Annotated in this window: 18 protein-coding genes; 7 read left to right on the forward strand and 11 right to left on the reverse strand. The window is 46.1% G+C overall.

The annotated features are described in order from the left end of the window. Positions 1 to 453: 453 nt before the first annotated feature. From phaE to H6F50_RS14270, 3 genes are all read left to right on the forward strand, one after another. A complete protein-coding gene (phaE, locus tag H6F50_RS14260; protein ID WP_190429201.1) occupies positions 454 to 1,368 on the forward strand; it encodes a class III poly(R)-hydroxyalkanoic acid synthase subunit PhaE in 915 nt (304 codons plus the stop codon). 7 nt (positions 1,369 to 1,375) lie between these two features. Beyond that, a complete protein-coding gene (gene phaC, locus H6F50_RS14265; protein WP_190429202.1) occupies positions 1,376 to 2,428 on the forward strand; it encodes a class III poly(R)-hydroxyalkanoic acid synthase subunit PhaC in 1,053 nt (350 codons plus the stop codon). 451 nt (positions 2,429 to 2,879) lie between these two features. Beyond that, positions 2,880 to 3,596 (forward strand): Crp/Fnr family transcriptional regulator, encoded by a 717-nt coding sequence (locus H6F50_RS14270; protein WP_190429203.1) that lies wholly within the window; start codon positions 2,880 to 2,882, stop codon positions 3,594 to 3,596. Positions 3,597 to 3,698: 102 nt separating this feature from the next. Here the strand turns inward: H6F50_RS14270 and H6F50_RS14275 are convergent, their stop codons facing one another. Further along, the gene (locus H6F50_RS14275) at positions 3,699 to 3,887 is read right to left on the reverse strand and encodes a hypothetical protein (RefSeq protein WP_190429204.1); all 189 of its coding nucleotides are present in this window, start codon (positions 3,885 to 3,887) and stop codon (positions 3,699 to 3,701) included. A 453-nt stretch (positions 3,888 to 4,340) separates the two neighbouring features. Between H6F50_RS14275 and H6F50_RS14280 the strand changes: the two genes are divergently transcribed. Together H6F50_RS14280 and H6F50_RS14285 are read left to right on the forward strand one after the other, a co-directional pair. Further along, positions 4,341 to 4,877 carry an HAD-IIIA family hydrolase gene (locus H6F50_RS14280; RefSeq protein WP_190429205.1) on the forward strand — a complete coding sequence of 179 codons (537 nt, stop codon included), beginning with the start codon at positions 4,341 to 4,343 and terminating at the stop codon, positions 4,875 to 4,877. 15 nt (positions 4,878 to 4,892) lie between these two features. After that, positions 4,893 to 5,138, forward strand: coding sequence for a hypothetical protein (locus H6F50_RS14285; RefSeq protein WP_190429206.1), 246 nt, complete (start codon positions 4,893 to 4,895; stop codon positions 5,136 to 5,138). Positions 5,139 to 5,243: 105 nt separating this feature from the next. Here H6F50_RS14285 and H6F50_RS14290 read toward each other — a convergent pair whose 3' ends face one another. The 4 genes from H6F50_RS14290 to H6F50_RS14305 all read right to left on the reverse strand — a co-directional run bounded on the left by H6F50_RS14290 (position 5,244) and on the right by H6F50_RS14305 (position 8,408). Beyond that, positions 5,244 to 6,875, reverse strand: coding sequence for an NAD(P)/FAD-dependent oxidoreductase (locus tag H6F50_RS14290; protein WP_190429207.1), 1,632 nt, complete (start codon positions 6,873 to 6,875; stop codon positions 5,244 to 5,246). A gap of 287 nt (positions 6,876 to 7,162) precedes the next feature. Continuing rightward, positions 7,163 to 7,633 (reverse strand): DUF4383 domain-containing protein, encoded by a 471-nt coding sequence (locus tag H6F50_RS14295; RefSeq protein ID WP_190429208.1) that lies wholly within the window; start codon positions 7,631 to 7,633, stop codon positions 7,163 to 7,165. Between the two features lie 98 nt (positions 7,634 to 7,731). After that, positions 7,732 to 7,938: a chlorophyll a/b-binding protein gene (locus tag H6F50_RS14300; protein WP_190413854.1), complete on the reverse strand. Its 207-nt coding sequence runs from the start codon at positions 7,936 to 7,938 to the stop codon at positions 7,732 to 7,734. Between the two features lie 152 nt (positions 7,939 to 8,090). Then, positions 8,091 to 8,408 carry a hypothetical protein gene (locus tag H6F50_RS14305; RefSeq protein WP_190429209.1) on the reverse strand — a complete coding sequence of 106 codons (318 nt, stop codon included), beginning with the start codon at positions 8,406 to 8,408 and terminating at the stop codon, positions 8,091 to 8,093. 334 nt (positions 8,409 to 8,742) lie between these two features. On the opposite strand from H6F50_RS14305, the gene H6F50_RS14310 reads away from it, so the two are divergent. After that, positions 8,743 to 9,405 carry a haloacid dehalogenase type II gene (locus H6F50_RS14310; protein ID WP_190429210.1) on the forward strand — a complete coding sequence of 221 codons (663 nt, stop codon included), beginning with the start codon at positions 8,743 to 8,745 and terminating at the stop codon, positions 9,403 to 9,405. A gap of 80 nt (positions 9,406 to 9,485) precedes the next feature. Here H6F50_RS14310 and H6F50_RS14315 read toward each other — a convergent pair whose 3' ends face one another. From H6F50_RS14315 to H6F50_RS14330, 4 genes are all read right to left on the reverse strand, one after another. Continuing rightward, positions 9,486 to 9,725, reverse strand: a complete 240-nt coding sequence (locus H6F50_RS14315; protein WP_190429211.1) for a hypothetical protein — start codon at positions 9,723 to 9,725, stop codon at positions 9,486 to 9,488. Positions 9,726 to 10,093: 368 nt separating this feature from the next. Then, positions 10,094 to 11,146, reverse strand: a complete 1,053-nt coding sequence (locus tag H6F50_RS14320) for a DUF389 domain-containing protein (protein ID WP_190429212.1) — start codon at positions 11,144 to 11,146, stop codon at positions 10,094 to 10,096. 9 nt (positions 11,147 to 11,155) lie between these two features. Then, complete coding sequence (locus H6F50_RS14325) at positions 11,156 to 11,425, reverse strand: hypothetical protein (protein WP_190429213.1); 270 nt, start codon at positions 11,423 to 11,425, stop codon at positions 11,156 to 11,158. A gap of 170 nt (positions 11,426 to 11,595) precedes the next feature. Further along, positions 11,596 to 11,748 carry a hypothetical protein gene (locus tag H6F50_RS14330; protein WP_190429214.1) on the reverse strand — a complete coding sequence of 51 codons (153 nt, stop codon included), beginning with the start codon at positions 11,746 to 11,748 and terminating at the stop codon, positions 11,596 to 11,598. A 143-nt stretch (positions 11,749 to 11,891) separates the two neighbouring features. Here H6F50_RS14330 and H6F50_RS14335 point away from each other — a divergent pair, with 143 nt between their 5' ends. After that, positions 11,892 to 12,713, forward strand: a complete 822-nt coding sequence (locus H6F50_RS14335; RefSeq protein WP_190429215.1) for a hypothetical protein — start codon at positions 11,892 to 11,894, stop codon at positions 12,711 to 12,713. A 105-nt stretch (positions 12,714 to 12,818) separates the two neighbouring features. On the opposite strand, the gene H6F50_RS14340 is transcribed toward H6F50_RS14335, so the two are convergent. Both H6F50_RS14340 and H6F50_RS14345 read right to left on the reverse strand, forming a co-directional pair. Then, positions 12,819 to 13,781: an aldo/keto reductase gene (locus H6F50_RS14340; protein WP_190429216.1), complete on the reverse strand. Its 963-nt coding sequence runs from the start codon at positions 13,779 to 13,781 to the stop codon at positions 12,819 to 12,821. A gap of 122 nt (positions 13,782 to 13,903) precedes the next feature. Then, the gene (locus tag H6F50_RS14345; protein ID WP_242029031.1) at positions 13,904 to 14,440 is read right to left on the reverse strand and encodes an N-acetyltransferase; all 537 of its coding nucleotides are present in this window, start codon (positions 14,438 to 14,440) and stop codon (positions 13,904 to 13,906) included. Between the last annotated feature and the right edge of the window lie 79 nt (positions 14,441 to 14,519).

Consider the following 14,519-nt stretch of genomic DNA (forward strand, 5'->3'; position numbering starts at 1 on the left):
ATTCTCTTTTTCTTTAATACGATCTAAAAGATTAATTGGATTTATTTCAACAAAACTGCTGAACGCCTCCGTAATTCTACGAGTAGTGGAATCCAAAATCTCAGTAAAATCATAAGATTTGAAAATACTGTTAATTTGTCAATGAGGTTTCTACTTAATTATGTCGCCGAGCAAGCTTTGAGTTTTTGAGGAGCATCGAATGGAATGGTTCTGGACAATCGCTGGGGTGCTGACTGCGCTCTTGGATGCGATCGCATCCAAGCTTCCAACAGATACCGCCTTGGTTTCTGGGCTTTTTTGAGTTGGTTCATCATGCCAGAAAACCAGGCAAAGCCTTACTAGCAGTTTTACTTCAACCTCTTTTGGTATACATCTGGGGAATCCATCTTGAGCTAAAAGTACAAGGAATTCAGATGATTGCCCATTAATGTCACCAATCGTTGAGTAAAGGCAATGGAAAGAAACGATACTCCCTGGCTAGAGCAATCCGAGAAGCTGGTGAATATATGGGTTGAGACGGAGAAAATGTGGAAAAGCTGGTTCGATCTCATGAGGTCTGTTACAACTCCGGAAACACTCGTCAATGCTCGCGCAGAGGTCAAGGACGCCCAGCCGCTTTTGGACACTCAGGCGGTCTTTGTGCGTTTCCTGGAGAGATTGACCAGCTCCAGTAAGGACACAAATTTTTTGGTTGAATTGGGCAAGGATTGGCAACCCGTCTTCAACAATTACGCTGATTTGTGGCAAATCTACGAAAAGAATCTGCAAAACTTAGGTCAATTTTGGGCAGAACCACTGCGGCAACCACTAGAGATGGCGACTCAGGCGATGAGCGGCGATCATGCAAGGTCGCCGTCCACCAACCTCTACTGGGACTATCAACAGACCTTTGGCAACTTTCTTTTAAGCCCAAGCCTGGGATATACCCGTGAGTTCAACAACAAACTGCTGAAAAGCTTTGATGCCTGGACAAATTTCTATAAAGCAAGCTTTGACTATCAGTTAGTGCTGATCGATGTTTGGATGAGAGCCTTTGAGCAGCTGGTGCGATTGGCATCTTCCCAGGAAAAAGGCGAAACGCTTCAGAACTGGCGGCAGTTTCAGCAAGTTTGGAGTAAGGTATTTGACCAAGCATTCGCACAGACGTTCCGTTCAGAAAATGCCCTTCAGATCCAGGGTAAGTTCTTGAATGCAGCCATGACCTACAGGCTCCACCAGCAACAGCTAATGGAAGTGTTTCTGAAGATGAATGACTTGCCAACTCGCAGCGAAGTCGATGAGATGCACCACAGCATCTACGAACTGCGGAAGGAAATTAAAAGCCTGAAAAAAGCTTTAGCAGAATCCCAACGCCGCGAAGTGTCTTGAGGATGCAATGCACGAGTTTACCGAGCTAACCGAAAAACTGTTTAAGGGTGCCCATAACTTAAGTCACCTGCGCGAGGAGGACATTCAGATTGGGGTGACACCCAAGGAAGAGGTTTACCGCGAAGATAAGGTGGTGCTGTACCGCTTCACTCCCAAGGTGGAGCCTTCACTGAATATCCCCATCCTGATTGTTTACGCTCTCGTGAACCGTCCCTACATCGTCGATTTACAGGAAGGGCGATCGCTTGTTGCTAACTTGCTCAACCTTGGTTTGGATGTTTACCTGATTGACTGGGGCTATCCGAGTCGAGGCGATCGCTGGTTAACCCTTGACGATTACATCAATGGCTATATCAATAACTGTGTGGACGTAGTACGCGATCGCTACAATCTAGAGCAAATCAACCTGTTAGGAATTTGTCAGGGAGGCGCTTTCAGTCTCTGCTACAGTTCCATTTACCCAGAGAAGGTAAAAAACCTAATTACTATGGTCACTCCAGTGGATTTTCACACCAATGAGGGACTGCTCAATGTTTGGGGTGGAAGCACTCTGGGGTCACAAGCTCTGGATGTGGATTTAATGGTAGATACTCTGGGTAATATCCCTGGCGACTTCATGAATTTAGAGTTCTTGATGCTAAAGCCATTTCAGTTAGGAGTTCAGAAGTATATTGACTTTCTGGATACTATCGATGAGGACAAGTTGCTCAACTTTCTCCGCATGGAAAAGTGGATTTTTGATAGTCCTGACCAAGCTGGGGAAGCTTATCGACAGTTTATGAAGGATTTCTACCAGGGAAACAAACTCATCAAAGGCGAGATCGAGATTGGCAAGAAGCGAGTAAATCTGGAGAAGATTTGCATCCCAGTTTTGAACATTTATGCCGAGCAAGATCATCTAGTTCCCTCGGCTTCTTCCTTGGCTCTTGAGAAGTATATCGGGAGCGAAGACTATACCGTGCGCTCCTTCCCAGTCGGGCATATCGGGATGTATGTGAGCAGTAAGGTGCAGCGAGACCTTCCTCCCACGATTGTTGATTGGCTTAAGGCGCGAGTCTAGAACAGTTGGCATCTAGCAATTCTCTATTGGATGCAGTAAGGTTTAACCCCACCTCTGCCTTTCCCCGCGAACGGAGAGGGGTTCAATATTCTCCCCTCTCCGTTTACGGAGAGGGGATGGGGGTGAGGTTCCGAGTGTATATTGCACTGAGAGTGAGAACCGCTATATATAAGCTTTGCGGAGCGCTTTTCGGAAGGCTTTGCTAACGCTTTACAGCAGCTGGCGATCGTGCGATCGCAACCCTCCACAGCCCCACCTCTTAGGTCTGTGCCGCCTATACCGCAAGCGGTATAGGCGGCACAGAATTTTAATTCGCTAGCATATATGAGCCAGGTTTTCAGTTCCTGGTCAATTAACACCTCAAGACATTCGGACTAGGGTCTAAATACTTCTCCCGATGCCGTCAGTTGTTTCTTGCAACGGCTCAACCCTAGGAGATTCTTAATACCCGATGTCCGAAACCTCACCCCAGGCAGTCAATCGACTGCTTGCTGCTCTGCCAGATGCTGAGTACCAACGCCTTATTCCCCATCTAGATCACGTCTCGCTCCCTTTTAAGCAAGTCCTTTACGACGTTGGTGAACCAATTGAATACGTCTATTTCCCCCAGAGGGCAATAATTTCTTTCCTCTCTACGATGGCAGATGGCTCGATGGTGGAAGTTGGCTTAGTGGGTAATGACGGAGTTACAGGTATCCCCGCCGCTTTGGGAGACAACATCGCCGCCACAACCGCGACGGTACAGGTACCCGACTCTGCCATGAGGATGGAGGCAAGCTTGCTTAAAAGCGAGTTTGGGCGAGGTGGTTCACTGCAAAGTCTGCTGCTACGGTACATGCAAGCGCAGCACGCTTTCGCCACGCAAAACGCTGCCTGCAATCGCCTCCATTATCTGGAGGGGAGACTGGCTCGTTGGCTGCTGCTCGTCTGTGACCGTGTAGAGTCAAAGGAGTTGCCCATGACTCATGAATTTATGAGCCAGATGCTGGGTGTACGACGTGCGGGTGTCACGGAGGTGGCTAACGCTCTTCAACAGGCAGAACTGATTCGCTACACTCGTGGCAAAGTTACCATCCTGAATCGGGAAGAATTGGAAGCGGTTTCGTGTGAGTGTTATCAAATCATCCAGGGCGAGTACGCTAGGTTGCTAGGCACTAAGAACGGTTGAGAGTTGTTGTTAGAGGAAGAAGCGATCGCTTCTCTCTAGCTGCTCTCGCAGCTCAATATTGATGAAAGTTCATGAAAGCCGTTATCTCGCAACCTGTCTAGGCTAGATGAGCTTACTGGTGTTAGACACTGACACCGCCAGTACCGCTAACCCTACAGCTCCCAGTACAGCGATCGCATCCCACCTTGCGGTTAGATGAGTTTCCTGCCCAGTGGAGTAACTGTTCGCCCGTGAGTTCTTGGCGACATCTCCTGCACCAACCTGAGTACAGGTATGGTGTAGGCTTCGCAACCAATCCGGCTATTGCTTTCACTAAATCGTCCCCTTGCTCAAAAGATTTAGCTAATCAACATCAGTTCTGTTCGCTTTACGGGCGATCGGGTTGCTGTCAATACATCCTCAGCGGAATCAACCAGTACGAATTGCAGTTCGCGCCGCACATCTTCCGTTAACTCAAGTTAACGCTATAGCAAATTATCGATTTCTAACTTTATCTTTAGGATGATTTATCCAATGATTTATAGATAAGTTATAGAGAACCAAATGTGATAATTCTCACGTTTTATAAAAAACAGTTTCCCTCGCCTTTGTATTTTGAATAACACATTAATTTAATATTTCACTTAGTTGGAAGATAGGTTGATATGGCGATCGCTCTTACTCAGTGCATACCATTAGCTAGAGGATAAAAAATGAATCGCAGCTTAAGATGTCTGATAACACAGGGAATTTCATCAAGGAACGATGGGCTTATTACTAATAGACATGGATGGCACTCTCCGCGAACCACTCAGCGGACACCAATACTTCCAACATCCCAAAGATCAACGCATTATTGAAGGTGCTGATATTGCCATTCGCGCCTACAAAGATGATTGGATTATTGTTGGCATCACCAACCAAGGTGGAGTTGCCGCAGGTCATAAGTCTATGCAACGGTGCATCCAGGAACAGCAATACACGCTTGAGTTATTCCCTGAGTTGAGAGAAATTTACTTTTGCCCAGACTTTGAGGGTAAAAAATGTTTCCGCGTCACTCATCACAATGTTCATAACCACAGCCAAACCAAGTGGTCTGGACAGTACCGCAAACCGCAATCGGGTATGTTGCAGCTAGCAATGGTCAGACACAAACATACTCCGCAAAATTCGCTGTATGTAGGCGATCGCCCCGAAGACGAACAAGCTGCCCAACGAATAGGTGTACCCTTTCAATGGGCATGGGACTGGATCGCACAACATCAAGAAGCGATCGCTCCCAACCTGACAGAAGCACGGTAACAAGAGAGGATAGTCATGGAACGAGAGATTACAGATAGCGACGGCATTACCTGGACGTGCATTCAAGCCTATTCTGGGCTTGACAACAACGCAGAAAACCGGGATGCGGCGCAGGTTAAAGGGCAGGAGGATACCTACTGGGTCGTTTGTACGCCCAGTGGTGGCGCGAAGTCGGTGCGGCTCAAACTTCAGGGTGAATGGGAAAAATCCTACTCTGACGAGATGTTGCTCGATGAAATTCAAGCACAGCAGGAGGTATGATCGCAGCAAAATTCGCTGTATGTAAGCGATCGCCCCAAAGATGAACAAGCTGCCCAACGAGTAGGTGTACCCTTTCAATGGGCATGGGACTGGACCTGTGCAACATCAAACTCTAGTCTTAAGTATTCTCTTAGCAGCATCGATACCTGATAAAGCAGCACCTTCCATAAAACCTTGCCACTCGTAAAAAGAGTTAGCGTGTTCGCCAGCAAAGTAAATATTTTTAAACGGTTTACCTTCATTACCTGCAATTGTTGTGAAATAACCGGGGTGATTGCAGGTGTAACTGCCCTGGAATAGGGGGTTAGAAGGCCAGTGTTCTAGATGCACTAAAAAATTATTGCCGTTGCGTGTGGCTGCCTTTAAAGTGCCAGGAAAAACGCGGTTAAGGTCGTTGAGAAAAGCCCCTGCTTCCTGCTGAACTTGATTAGAATTAATGTTTTTGCCTCGATTTCCACCAGAGTAGTCGGTCAGCACTGCTCTATTATTAGTTGCATTTTGTGGGTTTGTTTCCCAAGTGTTTTGATGATTTGATAAATCTGAATAGGATGAGCCGTCACTGCCAAGAGCAACCCAAGGGCGACTATTAAAGCCAACCATCATCTTAGCGTTGGTTCCATAGCGCAAATTATTAATCGCAAATAGTTTCTCGGCAGGCAGTTGAAGACCTTTTAAATCAACTTGGCGCAAAGTTGAGAAGGGAATCGCAAAGACAACTGCATCATATTTGGCAGATGAGGCATCATTAAATGTTAATTCTACTTTGCCTGCACTATCAAAGCGGACTCCTACTAACTGCTTGTTATAGTTAATTTGTCCTTGCAGTCGGCTACGCAGACCTTCAACAATTTGCTGGTTGCCGTTAATGACGTGATAGCGCTCATCGCTGAAGACACCAAAGGGTGTAAACTTCGATCGCTTGTCGGCGTGAATGAAAAAGAGAAAACTGAGGCTGCTTTGCTGGTCAATCTCTAAACCGTACTCGGCAATATAAGCAGCTTTGATAACACCTTTGATTAGGTTTCCGGCATTACGGCTATCTAGATAGTCTCGCAGACTGAGCAAGTCGAGCTTTTTGTCAGCATCAGTATAATTGTCGGCGGTGGGCTGTGCAGATAGCGATCGCAAGTCGGTACGCATAGCGGCAACAAAATTGCGGAATTCATCCACAACCACTGACTCTGAATAGCGCTGACCGTTGAAATAGTAAAAAACTTCTCCTGGTTGTTTTGATAAATCTTCTGTCTTGAGGTTAAACTCCCGCACGTATCCCAGCATTGTCTTGTGCAAGTTGTCAATCAACTCGCCGCCTCTTTCCACAACCTGACCGGGAAAATTAACACTCCCAGCAAAATCGCCTCCCAGAGAATAACAGCGACCGCCACTTCTATTGCTTGCTTCAAATACGGTAGCGTTAATCCCGTTTTTCTTCAGTTCGTACCCGCAAGCAAGTCCGGCTAAACCAGCCCCCACAATTCCAACTTTTACATCTGCTTGTACAGGAGCTGCGAGGGTACGGTGAAGCAATCCTGAGCCTACTCCTATTGTCGCGCCGATCGCACTCAGCTTGCCCATATCAGTAAGAAATTCGCGCCGATTCGTGCGCCGTACCGCCATCAATGCCTCTAGAGATGCAATTCGCTCAATTCCCTCGTTGGTGGAGATATTTTGCTCTTGGCAATAGCGAGCAATGCGGATAGCACGTGCTAAGTTGTCGAAGAGTGGGGAACGACTCATGATAGCTTTTTCTCCTCACGCAGAGATTAATTAACGTCCTGTGCAACTTTATACTCAGAACCCTCGTTGTTATCGGGGGCTTTCTTAAAGTTACACGTTGCGCGATCGTCAGTTGAGTGATTCAAGGACGTAAAGCTATCTCTTGCATTGATACTGAAACGAGCACAAAAAAAGTAGTCCCACAAGGACTACTTTTGCATTACAGAATCAGAGCTAAGGAGGGCAGATGAAATAATTTCCAGCCATAAGCATTAGAACACTGTCTCTACTTCGAGAAGGTATTCTGGTTACGCGCTAGGTTGAGCATTCGATGAACTTGGCATAGCGATTTCTGCTGACTTCACAAATCCGAAGTAGAAAGCGATCGCAGCAGTTAGAGCATTGAGCCAGATATTATTTCCAAAAAGTGGTGTAAGCCCAAACAGGGTATTTGCAAAGGGCAGCAATCCTAAAATAGCACCTGCTGCATAAAGGATAGCGAAGATGCGATTGAACACAATTGATCCGCTTACGCTAGTAAATGCTGCAATTCCCCAAACACCCACTAAAACGCCAATTGCATTATGAAAATAGTTGGTGGGGAATACTCCGAATATATAGCCGAAACCTGGTTCGGAGGTAAAGTTCTCAGAAGGAGTGACAAAACCAGGCATAAATCCAGCTAAGCCAAGTGACAAGAAAAGGAGACCTAGGATTAGAGCAGCGTAACGAATTGAAGAAACTGAAGATGTTGATGTTTGCGATGTTGATGTTTGCATGGCAGTATTTTGGTTTTTTAAAATTTTGGGTGTGGGCTAAACAAGTGTTTTGCTGCTGTTGGAGAAATACAGACAGCTTCTAACTGACCATTCAACTTCTAGCGAACCAGGTGGAGTACATCCCGAAGAACGCTATAACCAGCCATATCCCAAAGAAGATAGGCAACAAAACCCAGCATTGCTAGGCGACCGTTCCATAGCTCTTGCTGTGGGTTCCAGCCAAAAATCCAGGCATTGCGATCGGAACCGTTATATGCTGGAGCGACCGTAGGGGTTTTAGCAGTATTGATGGTTGAGTTTTTCATAGTGAATCGTTCTCAATGACGTTGTTTTGATTTCATGCTATCGAGTAGATTTGCTAGTATTGTCTACCGTTAGGATTGCATTCTACCTATATCTAAAGATTCGATTTGTAACGTTCAACTGTTAATATCGGCACAAGAAAAAGCATCCTTATTTACCGATAAAATTTGGAAGAAAAGCCCGAACTTTTATTCCGGATGGTTGACTTCAGGATCGATCGGAAGTTGAATTGGGTCAGTATCGGGTAGCGTTCCTTGAGCATCGCTACCAGGTACGTCGGGATTGTTGTGAAGATTAACGCGACCTTTTTCCGACTGCTCGCCATCTGCCGCATAAGAGCCTGCAATCGTTGAAGCTCCAGCAGTTTTGGCATCGCCTGTGGTCCTGGTTGTGGATGAGAAATTAGAAGCAATGGGATGAGCGATCGCTTCTCCCTCTGGGTTTGTGCTGACTCCTGCTGCAATGTTTGCATCTAAAACAGCACTTCCACCTGCATCGGAGAATGCAAAAACTTAAGCCTGTTGAGATGCGCCCCATGTCATAGCGTTCTCGCTCGGTTTTATGGCACCAGCTTCATAGGTTGGGGAACCGCGCCTGTTCATCTCGCACGGCACGCGAGACTCTGTTTTACCGATCGATCCTTGTAGCCGTAAGATAGTGCCACAGGTGCAGCGTGCTGGCTACGATGTGGTTTATCGGGAGTTCGACGACCCCCACACGATTCCTCCTGCGATCGCAGACTCCGCACTGGACTGGTTCACAGCTTAGCGGGGCATTCCCGTAGAATCTAAATTTATCAACTCTCAATGAACACAAAAGGCACTGTAGTATTCGACATCATCGGCACCTGCTTCAGTTTGGACAAGCCCCGCCAGAGATTGGTGGAGCTGGGTGCGCCCCCTCATGCTCTCGAACTCTGGTTTGCCCAAACCTTACGGGATGCCTTCGCCCTCTCCCATGCAGGCAGCTACCGACCGCTCAAGGAAGTACTAGAGGCAGAACTGCCCCGGACGCTCAAGGTGCTGGGCATTGAGGCAGATGCCGACAAGCGATCGCATATAGTGAACGCTTTCTCCGAACTGGAGCCGCAGCCAGAGGCTCTAGAAGCTTTTCGCCTTCTAACGACAGCAGGCTGGAAGGTAGTTGCCCTCACTAACGGCAGTGAGGACTCCACCCATAAGCTGCTGGAACGAGCCAATGCCCTTGAATACTTCGGCAGCATCTTCTCCTGTGATGCCATCCAGAAGACGAAGCCGCATCCGGATGTCTACGCCTTAGCGAAGCAGGATATCGAGGGCGATATCTGGATGGTTGCTGCTCATGCCTGGGATATTGCAGGTGCTGCCTGCGCTGGTATGCGAACTGCTTTCATTAATCAGGAGGAGAAGGACTATCTCGATGTTTACCCGCAACCAGAGATAATCGCTAGTGATTTGGTTGAAGCAGCGAACCAGATTCTGAAGGGATGACACCCTCGTTAAGGTGAATAAAGTTGGCTATTGCCAGGAATTTATAAACACTTAGATTTGCCCAATTTTCAGGAATCTTTTTAACGAGAGTCAGTTCCTTGATTGGGAGCGCCAACCACTTTAGGAGCAGCTCCTGGAGCTTCAGGTTCCGCACCGGAACTAACTTCAGAATCGGCTTGTTGACTGGTCATACGATATCTCTCATCAAGCGGAGTGTCACCCTCTTCTGTCGTTGGTACACTTGTTTCACTTCCAGGATTATCTTGAGGGTCATATTTAACGTCATCTTGCCGATTGTCTTGAGGATTATCTACTGTCATAAATTTGTACCTTTTAAATCAGGTTATTCTACAACAATATTCTTCAGTTTCTTGTCGGTGTTCTATCCTCAGACAGGACTGGCTCTATGACTAATTCTAGAGAAAAATTCGATTAAGAATGATTGCATAAGGTATGTGCAATCACAATCATGCTTAACATTTACTGTTAGTTCGATGAATAAGCAAGACTTGCCGCCCTTACAAATTGTGATTCTTACTGTAAAGCCTGTAGAATAGCTGTTTTGATAAAGCTGCCGAGCTAAAAGCTATCAAAGTATTTTTTCTACACTTATTAATCAAAGTGATAAATTTTCGCTAACCCTTCTGTACTGCAAAATAATTTTTAAAATGATGCAACTAAAGGCACATCAATCATATAATTCAGGCTGAGCTTCAAACTCATTAGCAGGAATCACTCGCACTTTGAAGATAACAGGTTTTTTTAATTCTTGCTGCAATAGTTTCTGGACTTCTTTGATCTGTTTAGGAGAAATGGAATTGGCTGGAGCAGTAACCTCCAGATTGACGACCAATATAGTTTTTTGAACATTGACTCTTAATTCGTGAACATCCGAGTTCGCGAAGGTTAGTGTTTTCGTGTGAACAATCGACCACACAGTATTATGAACTTGCTCTTTAACCAAAAGATTTTGTAGCGAGAATCCTAACGGTAAAGCTAAAAACACTAATAATAAAATCGTTAAGGTTAACCCGTGCTTAGCTTTTGTAATTGAGCCATAGCGCTGCCATAGAAAGACTATTGCCCCACTAAAAATAATTCCAATTAAGTTTGTGAGAAATAAAAGAGTTGCGCCTATGCTAACTTCAGAAGATGCACGAGCGAGTCCAATCCCAATGACGCTAAGGGGCGGAACTAACGCAACCGCGATCGCGACTCCTGGCAGTGCATCTGCAATGGATTTGCGAGATTTGGCGAAGGCTCCTGCTCCTCCTGCGGCTAGGGCAACGCCTAAATCCATTAAGGTGGGACGTACCCGTGCCGTGACTTCGGAACCCAGATTTTGTAATCCCACTAACCAGGTAATGATGATAGCGATCGCAACGGTTAGAACAACGCCTGTAAACAAAGTAAAACTCGATCGTCGCAAGAGCAGACGATTTCCCATTGATACACTGTAGGCGATCGCAATAATCGGCCCCATCAATGGAGCAATAATCATCGCGCCAATAATGGTGGCAGCACTATTAGCGAGTAGTCCCAGCGCTGCAATCACTCCAGAAAGAAACAATAGACTGTAGAAGTTAACCGAAGGAACTGCTCCCCTCCAAAGGTTACGATTGAGACTGGATAGCGGTGCAGGCTTTTCTGCCAGCCATTTCCACTCAGCGCGGTTCTTCTGCAAAAGCTGGTCGAACTGCTGGCTGCCCCATAATCTAATTTTTTCAATTAAAATTCGCATAATCACCCATCACAAAGATCGTGAGCATTGCCATTGCAGGCATAAATAAGGTGTCACTTGATCGCGCTGGGCTTCTTGATAAGCATCTTCGAGATCGCGTTTGCCCGCCGCCGGAATTTCCATAATCACGTCTTGGCGGTACGGGTTGATGGGTCGCAATTTGTGTTCGGAACGACCTGTAACCCAACATCCGGCGATGAATAAGCGATCGAATCCGGTGTAGGGAGTGGGTGCATTAGAAGTTGAGTCGGTCGTTCGGTTTAGGGTCGTTGTAGTCATAAAAAAGTCTCCTTATCGGTTTCAGGTTGGATACCGCCTCTCAATGCAGAGACTCAATCAGACGTATCTCACAAAAAGCGAATGCCTTATGGTCTTTCGTTGTAACAGCGATCGCGGTTCTGTTTCATCTTCCCTATGGTTAGAACGGAAGCTCAAGATTCTGTGTTCGATTATACATATTCTGGAGTTTTGTCTATGACTACTTTGCAGAACGTTTTAGCGCGATCTGCTGTAAGCAGCAGCGCTTCGCGATCGCGAAGCTTGTAGGGTAGGTTAGTGGTAATAGATATATGTCGAGAATTGCGATCGCGTAGCGTCTCCATGAGCATCGCTTGGTGCGGATAGCATCAATTCCCTCTAATTCTTGTTGTAAGACAACCCGGTAGAGGAACTGGGATAAGCAGCGAGAATCTCCATAACAAGAGTTTGGCAGATTAAAGGGTATCACGTAGCTATAGTTAGAGTTATGAATAACTTAAGTGAAAAGTTAAGAGAATTTCTTGAAAAAAAGCCGCTTTACTCATGGCAAAAGTTTGAATTGCCCGAATATTCTACACAGTTTACTAACTTGTTCCAGATTGAAATGGAGTGTCCTACTTGTAAGCGAAGTAGACCATTCTCTGATCGTCAAGTAACACGCTCTGCTTTTGAATATTCCATACCGAAACTAGAATCCAGAATCTATCCATTTTGCTTCAAGTGCGATAGTTGTTCTTCAACTGAATATGCTTTTTTCGTTGAGGTAGATATAGAAAACGGCAAGATTAGAAAAGTTGGTCAAAGTCCTGCTTGGTCAATCACTCTTGACAAAGATATTGATAGGTTTCTGGAAGATGATTCAGAATATTTTAAGAAAGCCTTGATCTGTGAATCTCAAGGCTATGGCATTGCTGCATTTTCTTATTACCGAAGGACTCTAGAAAACTCTATCGGAAAAATCCTTGACAATCTTCGTTCTATTCTTGAAATGCAAGGCTCCTCATCAGAGAATATAGAACAAATTGATAGGGCTTTAAAGGGAATTGTAATGGATGAAATAATTAAGATCGCTAAAGATGCAATTCCGAATAGCTTAAGACCAAATGGGATGAATCCTTTAGCGATAATTTACGACACATTGAGTGCTGGAATTCACAGACTTCCTGAAGAGGAGTGTCTAAAGAACTCCGAATATATACGGGTTGCATTGTCCTATCTAATCAAAACACTTAGTCGGCAGAATGAAGAGCAAAGAGCATTTCTTGATGCCACAAAGAGTCTCAATGACTTTAACAGTAAGTCTAGTTAATCCGATGGAAAAATCTGCCTAACAATTGGTTGGCAGTGGATCTCCAATCTTATATGCTGCGTTGCTCTTGCATGACATATCATTCGATTCGATCTGCTCTCTCGATCACGTTGGCATCAATTGCTGAATGCGCTGTGGTTCCTCTCCCAGCCAATCTAGATTCTGGGCGGTGCTGTCGAAAATTGATGAAGTTTTGAATGGCTCAAACTCGCCGCGCGATGCGGCTTCTGCCGTTTTTGCTAACAGCGATCGCACCTGCTCGTCATTCATTGGCTGAAATGTCCGCATCGCTTCAAACGCCTGATCGAGAATCTCCATACTGTCAATTCCCGTAATCACAACCGATGTCGGCAGATTCAATGCATAGTGCAGACACTCAATTGGCGTTACCGTATTTGACCGTAACAGAATCCCGTTTGCCATGCTTTTCATCCCCAGAATGCCAATGTCCTGTTTAACCAGTTCTGGCACAACTAGCTTCGCAAAGCTTCGGTAGTGTGCATCCATCACATTCAGCGGCAACTGAGCCGCATCAAATTTAAACCCGTTACTGGCTGCAACTTCCAGCATATGCAGATGAATCTGGGGGTCTTTGTGCCCGGTGAAGCCAATATATCGGACTTTGCCAGCTTCCCTCGCCTCTATCAAAGCGGCATTTGCCCCTTCTGGGTCGAAAACTCGATGCGGGTCCTCGAAGCGAAGGATTTCGTGGTGTTGGACGAGATCGATGCAATCAACTTGCAGACGTTCCAGTGATTCGTCTAGCTGTCTTGCAGCTTCTTTCTTGGAGCGACCGTCAATTTTCGTCATCAGGAATACTTTGTCTCGGTAGCCATCGCGCAACGCTTTCCCCATGCGAATCTCGCTGACTCCACCGTTGTAATCCCAACTGTTATCCATAAAAGTGATGCCACGATCGATCGCAGCGCGAACAATCCGGATACCCAGTTGCTCATCAACGTTCTTCAATCCGATGTGCCAGCCACCGAGTCCGATCGCAGAAACGCGCTCTCCTGTACTGCCGAGAGTTCGGTATAGCATTTCTGAGTTTGGCGTACTTTCTGACATGTGTTCTCCTTGGCTGTCACCGATTGCTTAAGTGCATATAGCTATGAGCAAATTCAAACGCAAGGAAAAGTTCACAACATCTTGCTAGAGGCACACGAGAGCTGGATCTTGTAATAGCGCTGTTAGCCCTGTACGCTAAATGACTCATGGAATGAGACAACTCCACTGGGTATCCGTGCGCCGAATGAAATCGCTTGAAAGTATTCAGGTGGAACATCGGGTAGAACAAGATTTGGCTGGCTCTTGAAACCAAAACGGTTGTAGTATTTTGGTTCGCCAAGCAATACACATCCACCTGCACCAAGCTCCCGTAGAGTAGTCAACGCCTGCTTCATAAGCTGTGACCCGATTCCAATGCCTTGATGTTCCGGAGCGACAGAGATCGGACCGAGTCCATACCAATCCTGACTCCCATCGGAAATGGAAACCGGGGACACAGCAACATGACCAACGATTTGTCCATTCACCTCGGCAACGAGAGAAACTGTCAAGTTCCCTGAGTTACGCAAGGCATCAACAATAAACTGCTCAGTGTGGCTAGTATGGGGGGCATTGAGAAATGCGGCAGTTGTCAATGCTTTGATGTCCGCCACATCAGAAGTAACTTCTTTTCTGATTGTTAGATTAGACCTCTTGCATGAATCAAGAAAATGAGCCAAAAGTAGGTAAGCGTTACTGAATCTGCTCATGCTCTACCAACAGTTGAAAGTCCTCAATCCGAGCGCCTTCAGACGGGCG

It is taken from the genome of Coleofasciculus sp. FACHB-712, from assembly GCF_014695635.1.
Classification (GTDB): domain Bacteria; phylum Cyanobacteriota; class Cyanobacteriia; order Cyanobacteriales; family FACHB-T130; genus FACHB-T130.

What these genes read in the sequence shown, in the direction of transcription:
- phaE (WP_190429201.1), top strand. Translation starts at nt 454, where the DNA reads ATGGAAAGAAACGATACTCCCTGGCTAGAGCAATCCGAGAAGCTGGTG.
- phaC (WP_190429202.1), top strand. Translation starts at nt 1,376, where the DNA reads ATGCACGAGTTTACCGAGCTAACCGAAAAACTGTTTAAGGGTGCCCAT.
- H6F50_RS14270 (WP_190429203.1), top strand. Translation starts at nt 2,880, where the DNA reads ATGTCCGAAACCTCACCCCAGGCAGTCAATCGACTGCTTGCTGCTCTG.
- H6F50_RS14280 (WP_190429205.1), top strand. Translation starts at nt 4,341, where the DNA reads ATGGGCTTATTACTAATAGACATGGATGGCACTCTCCGCGAACCACTC.
- H6F50_RS14285 (WP_190429206.1), top strand. Translation starts at nt 4,893, where the DNA reads ATGGAACGAGAGATTACAGATAGCGACGGCATTACCTGGACGTGCATT.
- H6F50_RS14290 (WP_190429207.1), bottom strand. Translation starts at nt 6,875, where the DNA reads ATGAGTCGTTCCCCACTCTTCGACAACTTAGCACGTGCTATCCGCATT.
- H6F50_RS14295 (WP_190429208.1), bottom strand. Translation starts at nt 7,633, where the DNA reads ATGCAAACATCAACATCGCAAACATCAACATCTTCAGTTTCTTCAATT.
- H6F50_RS14300 (WP_190413854.1), bottom strand. Translation starts at nt 7,938, where the DNA reads ATGAAAAACTCAACCATCAATACTGCTAAAACCCCTACGGTCGCTCCA.
- H6F50_RS14305 (WP_190429209.1), bottom strand. Translation starts at nt 8,408, where the DNA reads ATGCAAACATTGCAGCAGGAGTCAGCACAAACCCAGAGGGAGAAGCGA.
- H6F50_RS14310 (WP_190429210.1), top strand. Translation starts at nt 8,743, where the DNA reads ATGAACACAAAAGGCACTGTAGTATTCGACATCATCGGCACCTGCTTC.
- H6F50_RS14315 (WP_190429211.1), bottom strand. Translation starts at nt 9,725, where the DNA reads ATGACAGTAGATAATCCTCAAGACAATCGGCAAGATGACGTTAAATAT.
- H6F50_RS14320 (WP_190429212.1), bottom strand. Translation starts at nt 11,146, where the DNA reads ATGCGAATTTTAATTGAAAAAATTAGATTATGGGGCAGCCAGCAGTTC.
- H6F50_RS14325 (WP_190429213.1), bottom strand. Translation starts at nt 11,425, where the DNA reads ATGACTACAACGACCCTAAACCGAACGACCGACTCAACTTCTAATGCA.
- H6F50_RS14330 (WP_190429214.1), bottom strand. Translation starts at nt 11,748, where the DNA reads ATGGAGACGCTACGCGATCGCAATTCTCGACATATATCTATTACCACT.
- H6F50_RS14335 (WP_190429215.1), top strand. Translation starts at nt 11,892, where the DNA reads ATGAATAACTTAAGTGAAAAGTTAAGAGAATTTCTTGAAAAAAAGCCG.
- H6F50_RS14340 (WP_190429216.1), bottom strand. Translation starts at nt 13,781, where the DNA reads ATGTCAGAAAGTACGCCAAACTCAGAAATGCTATACCGAACTCTCGGC.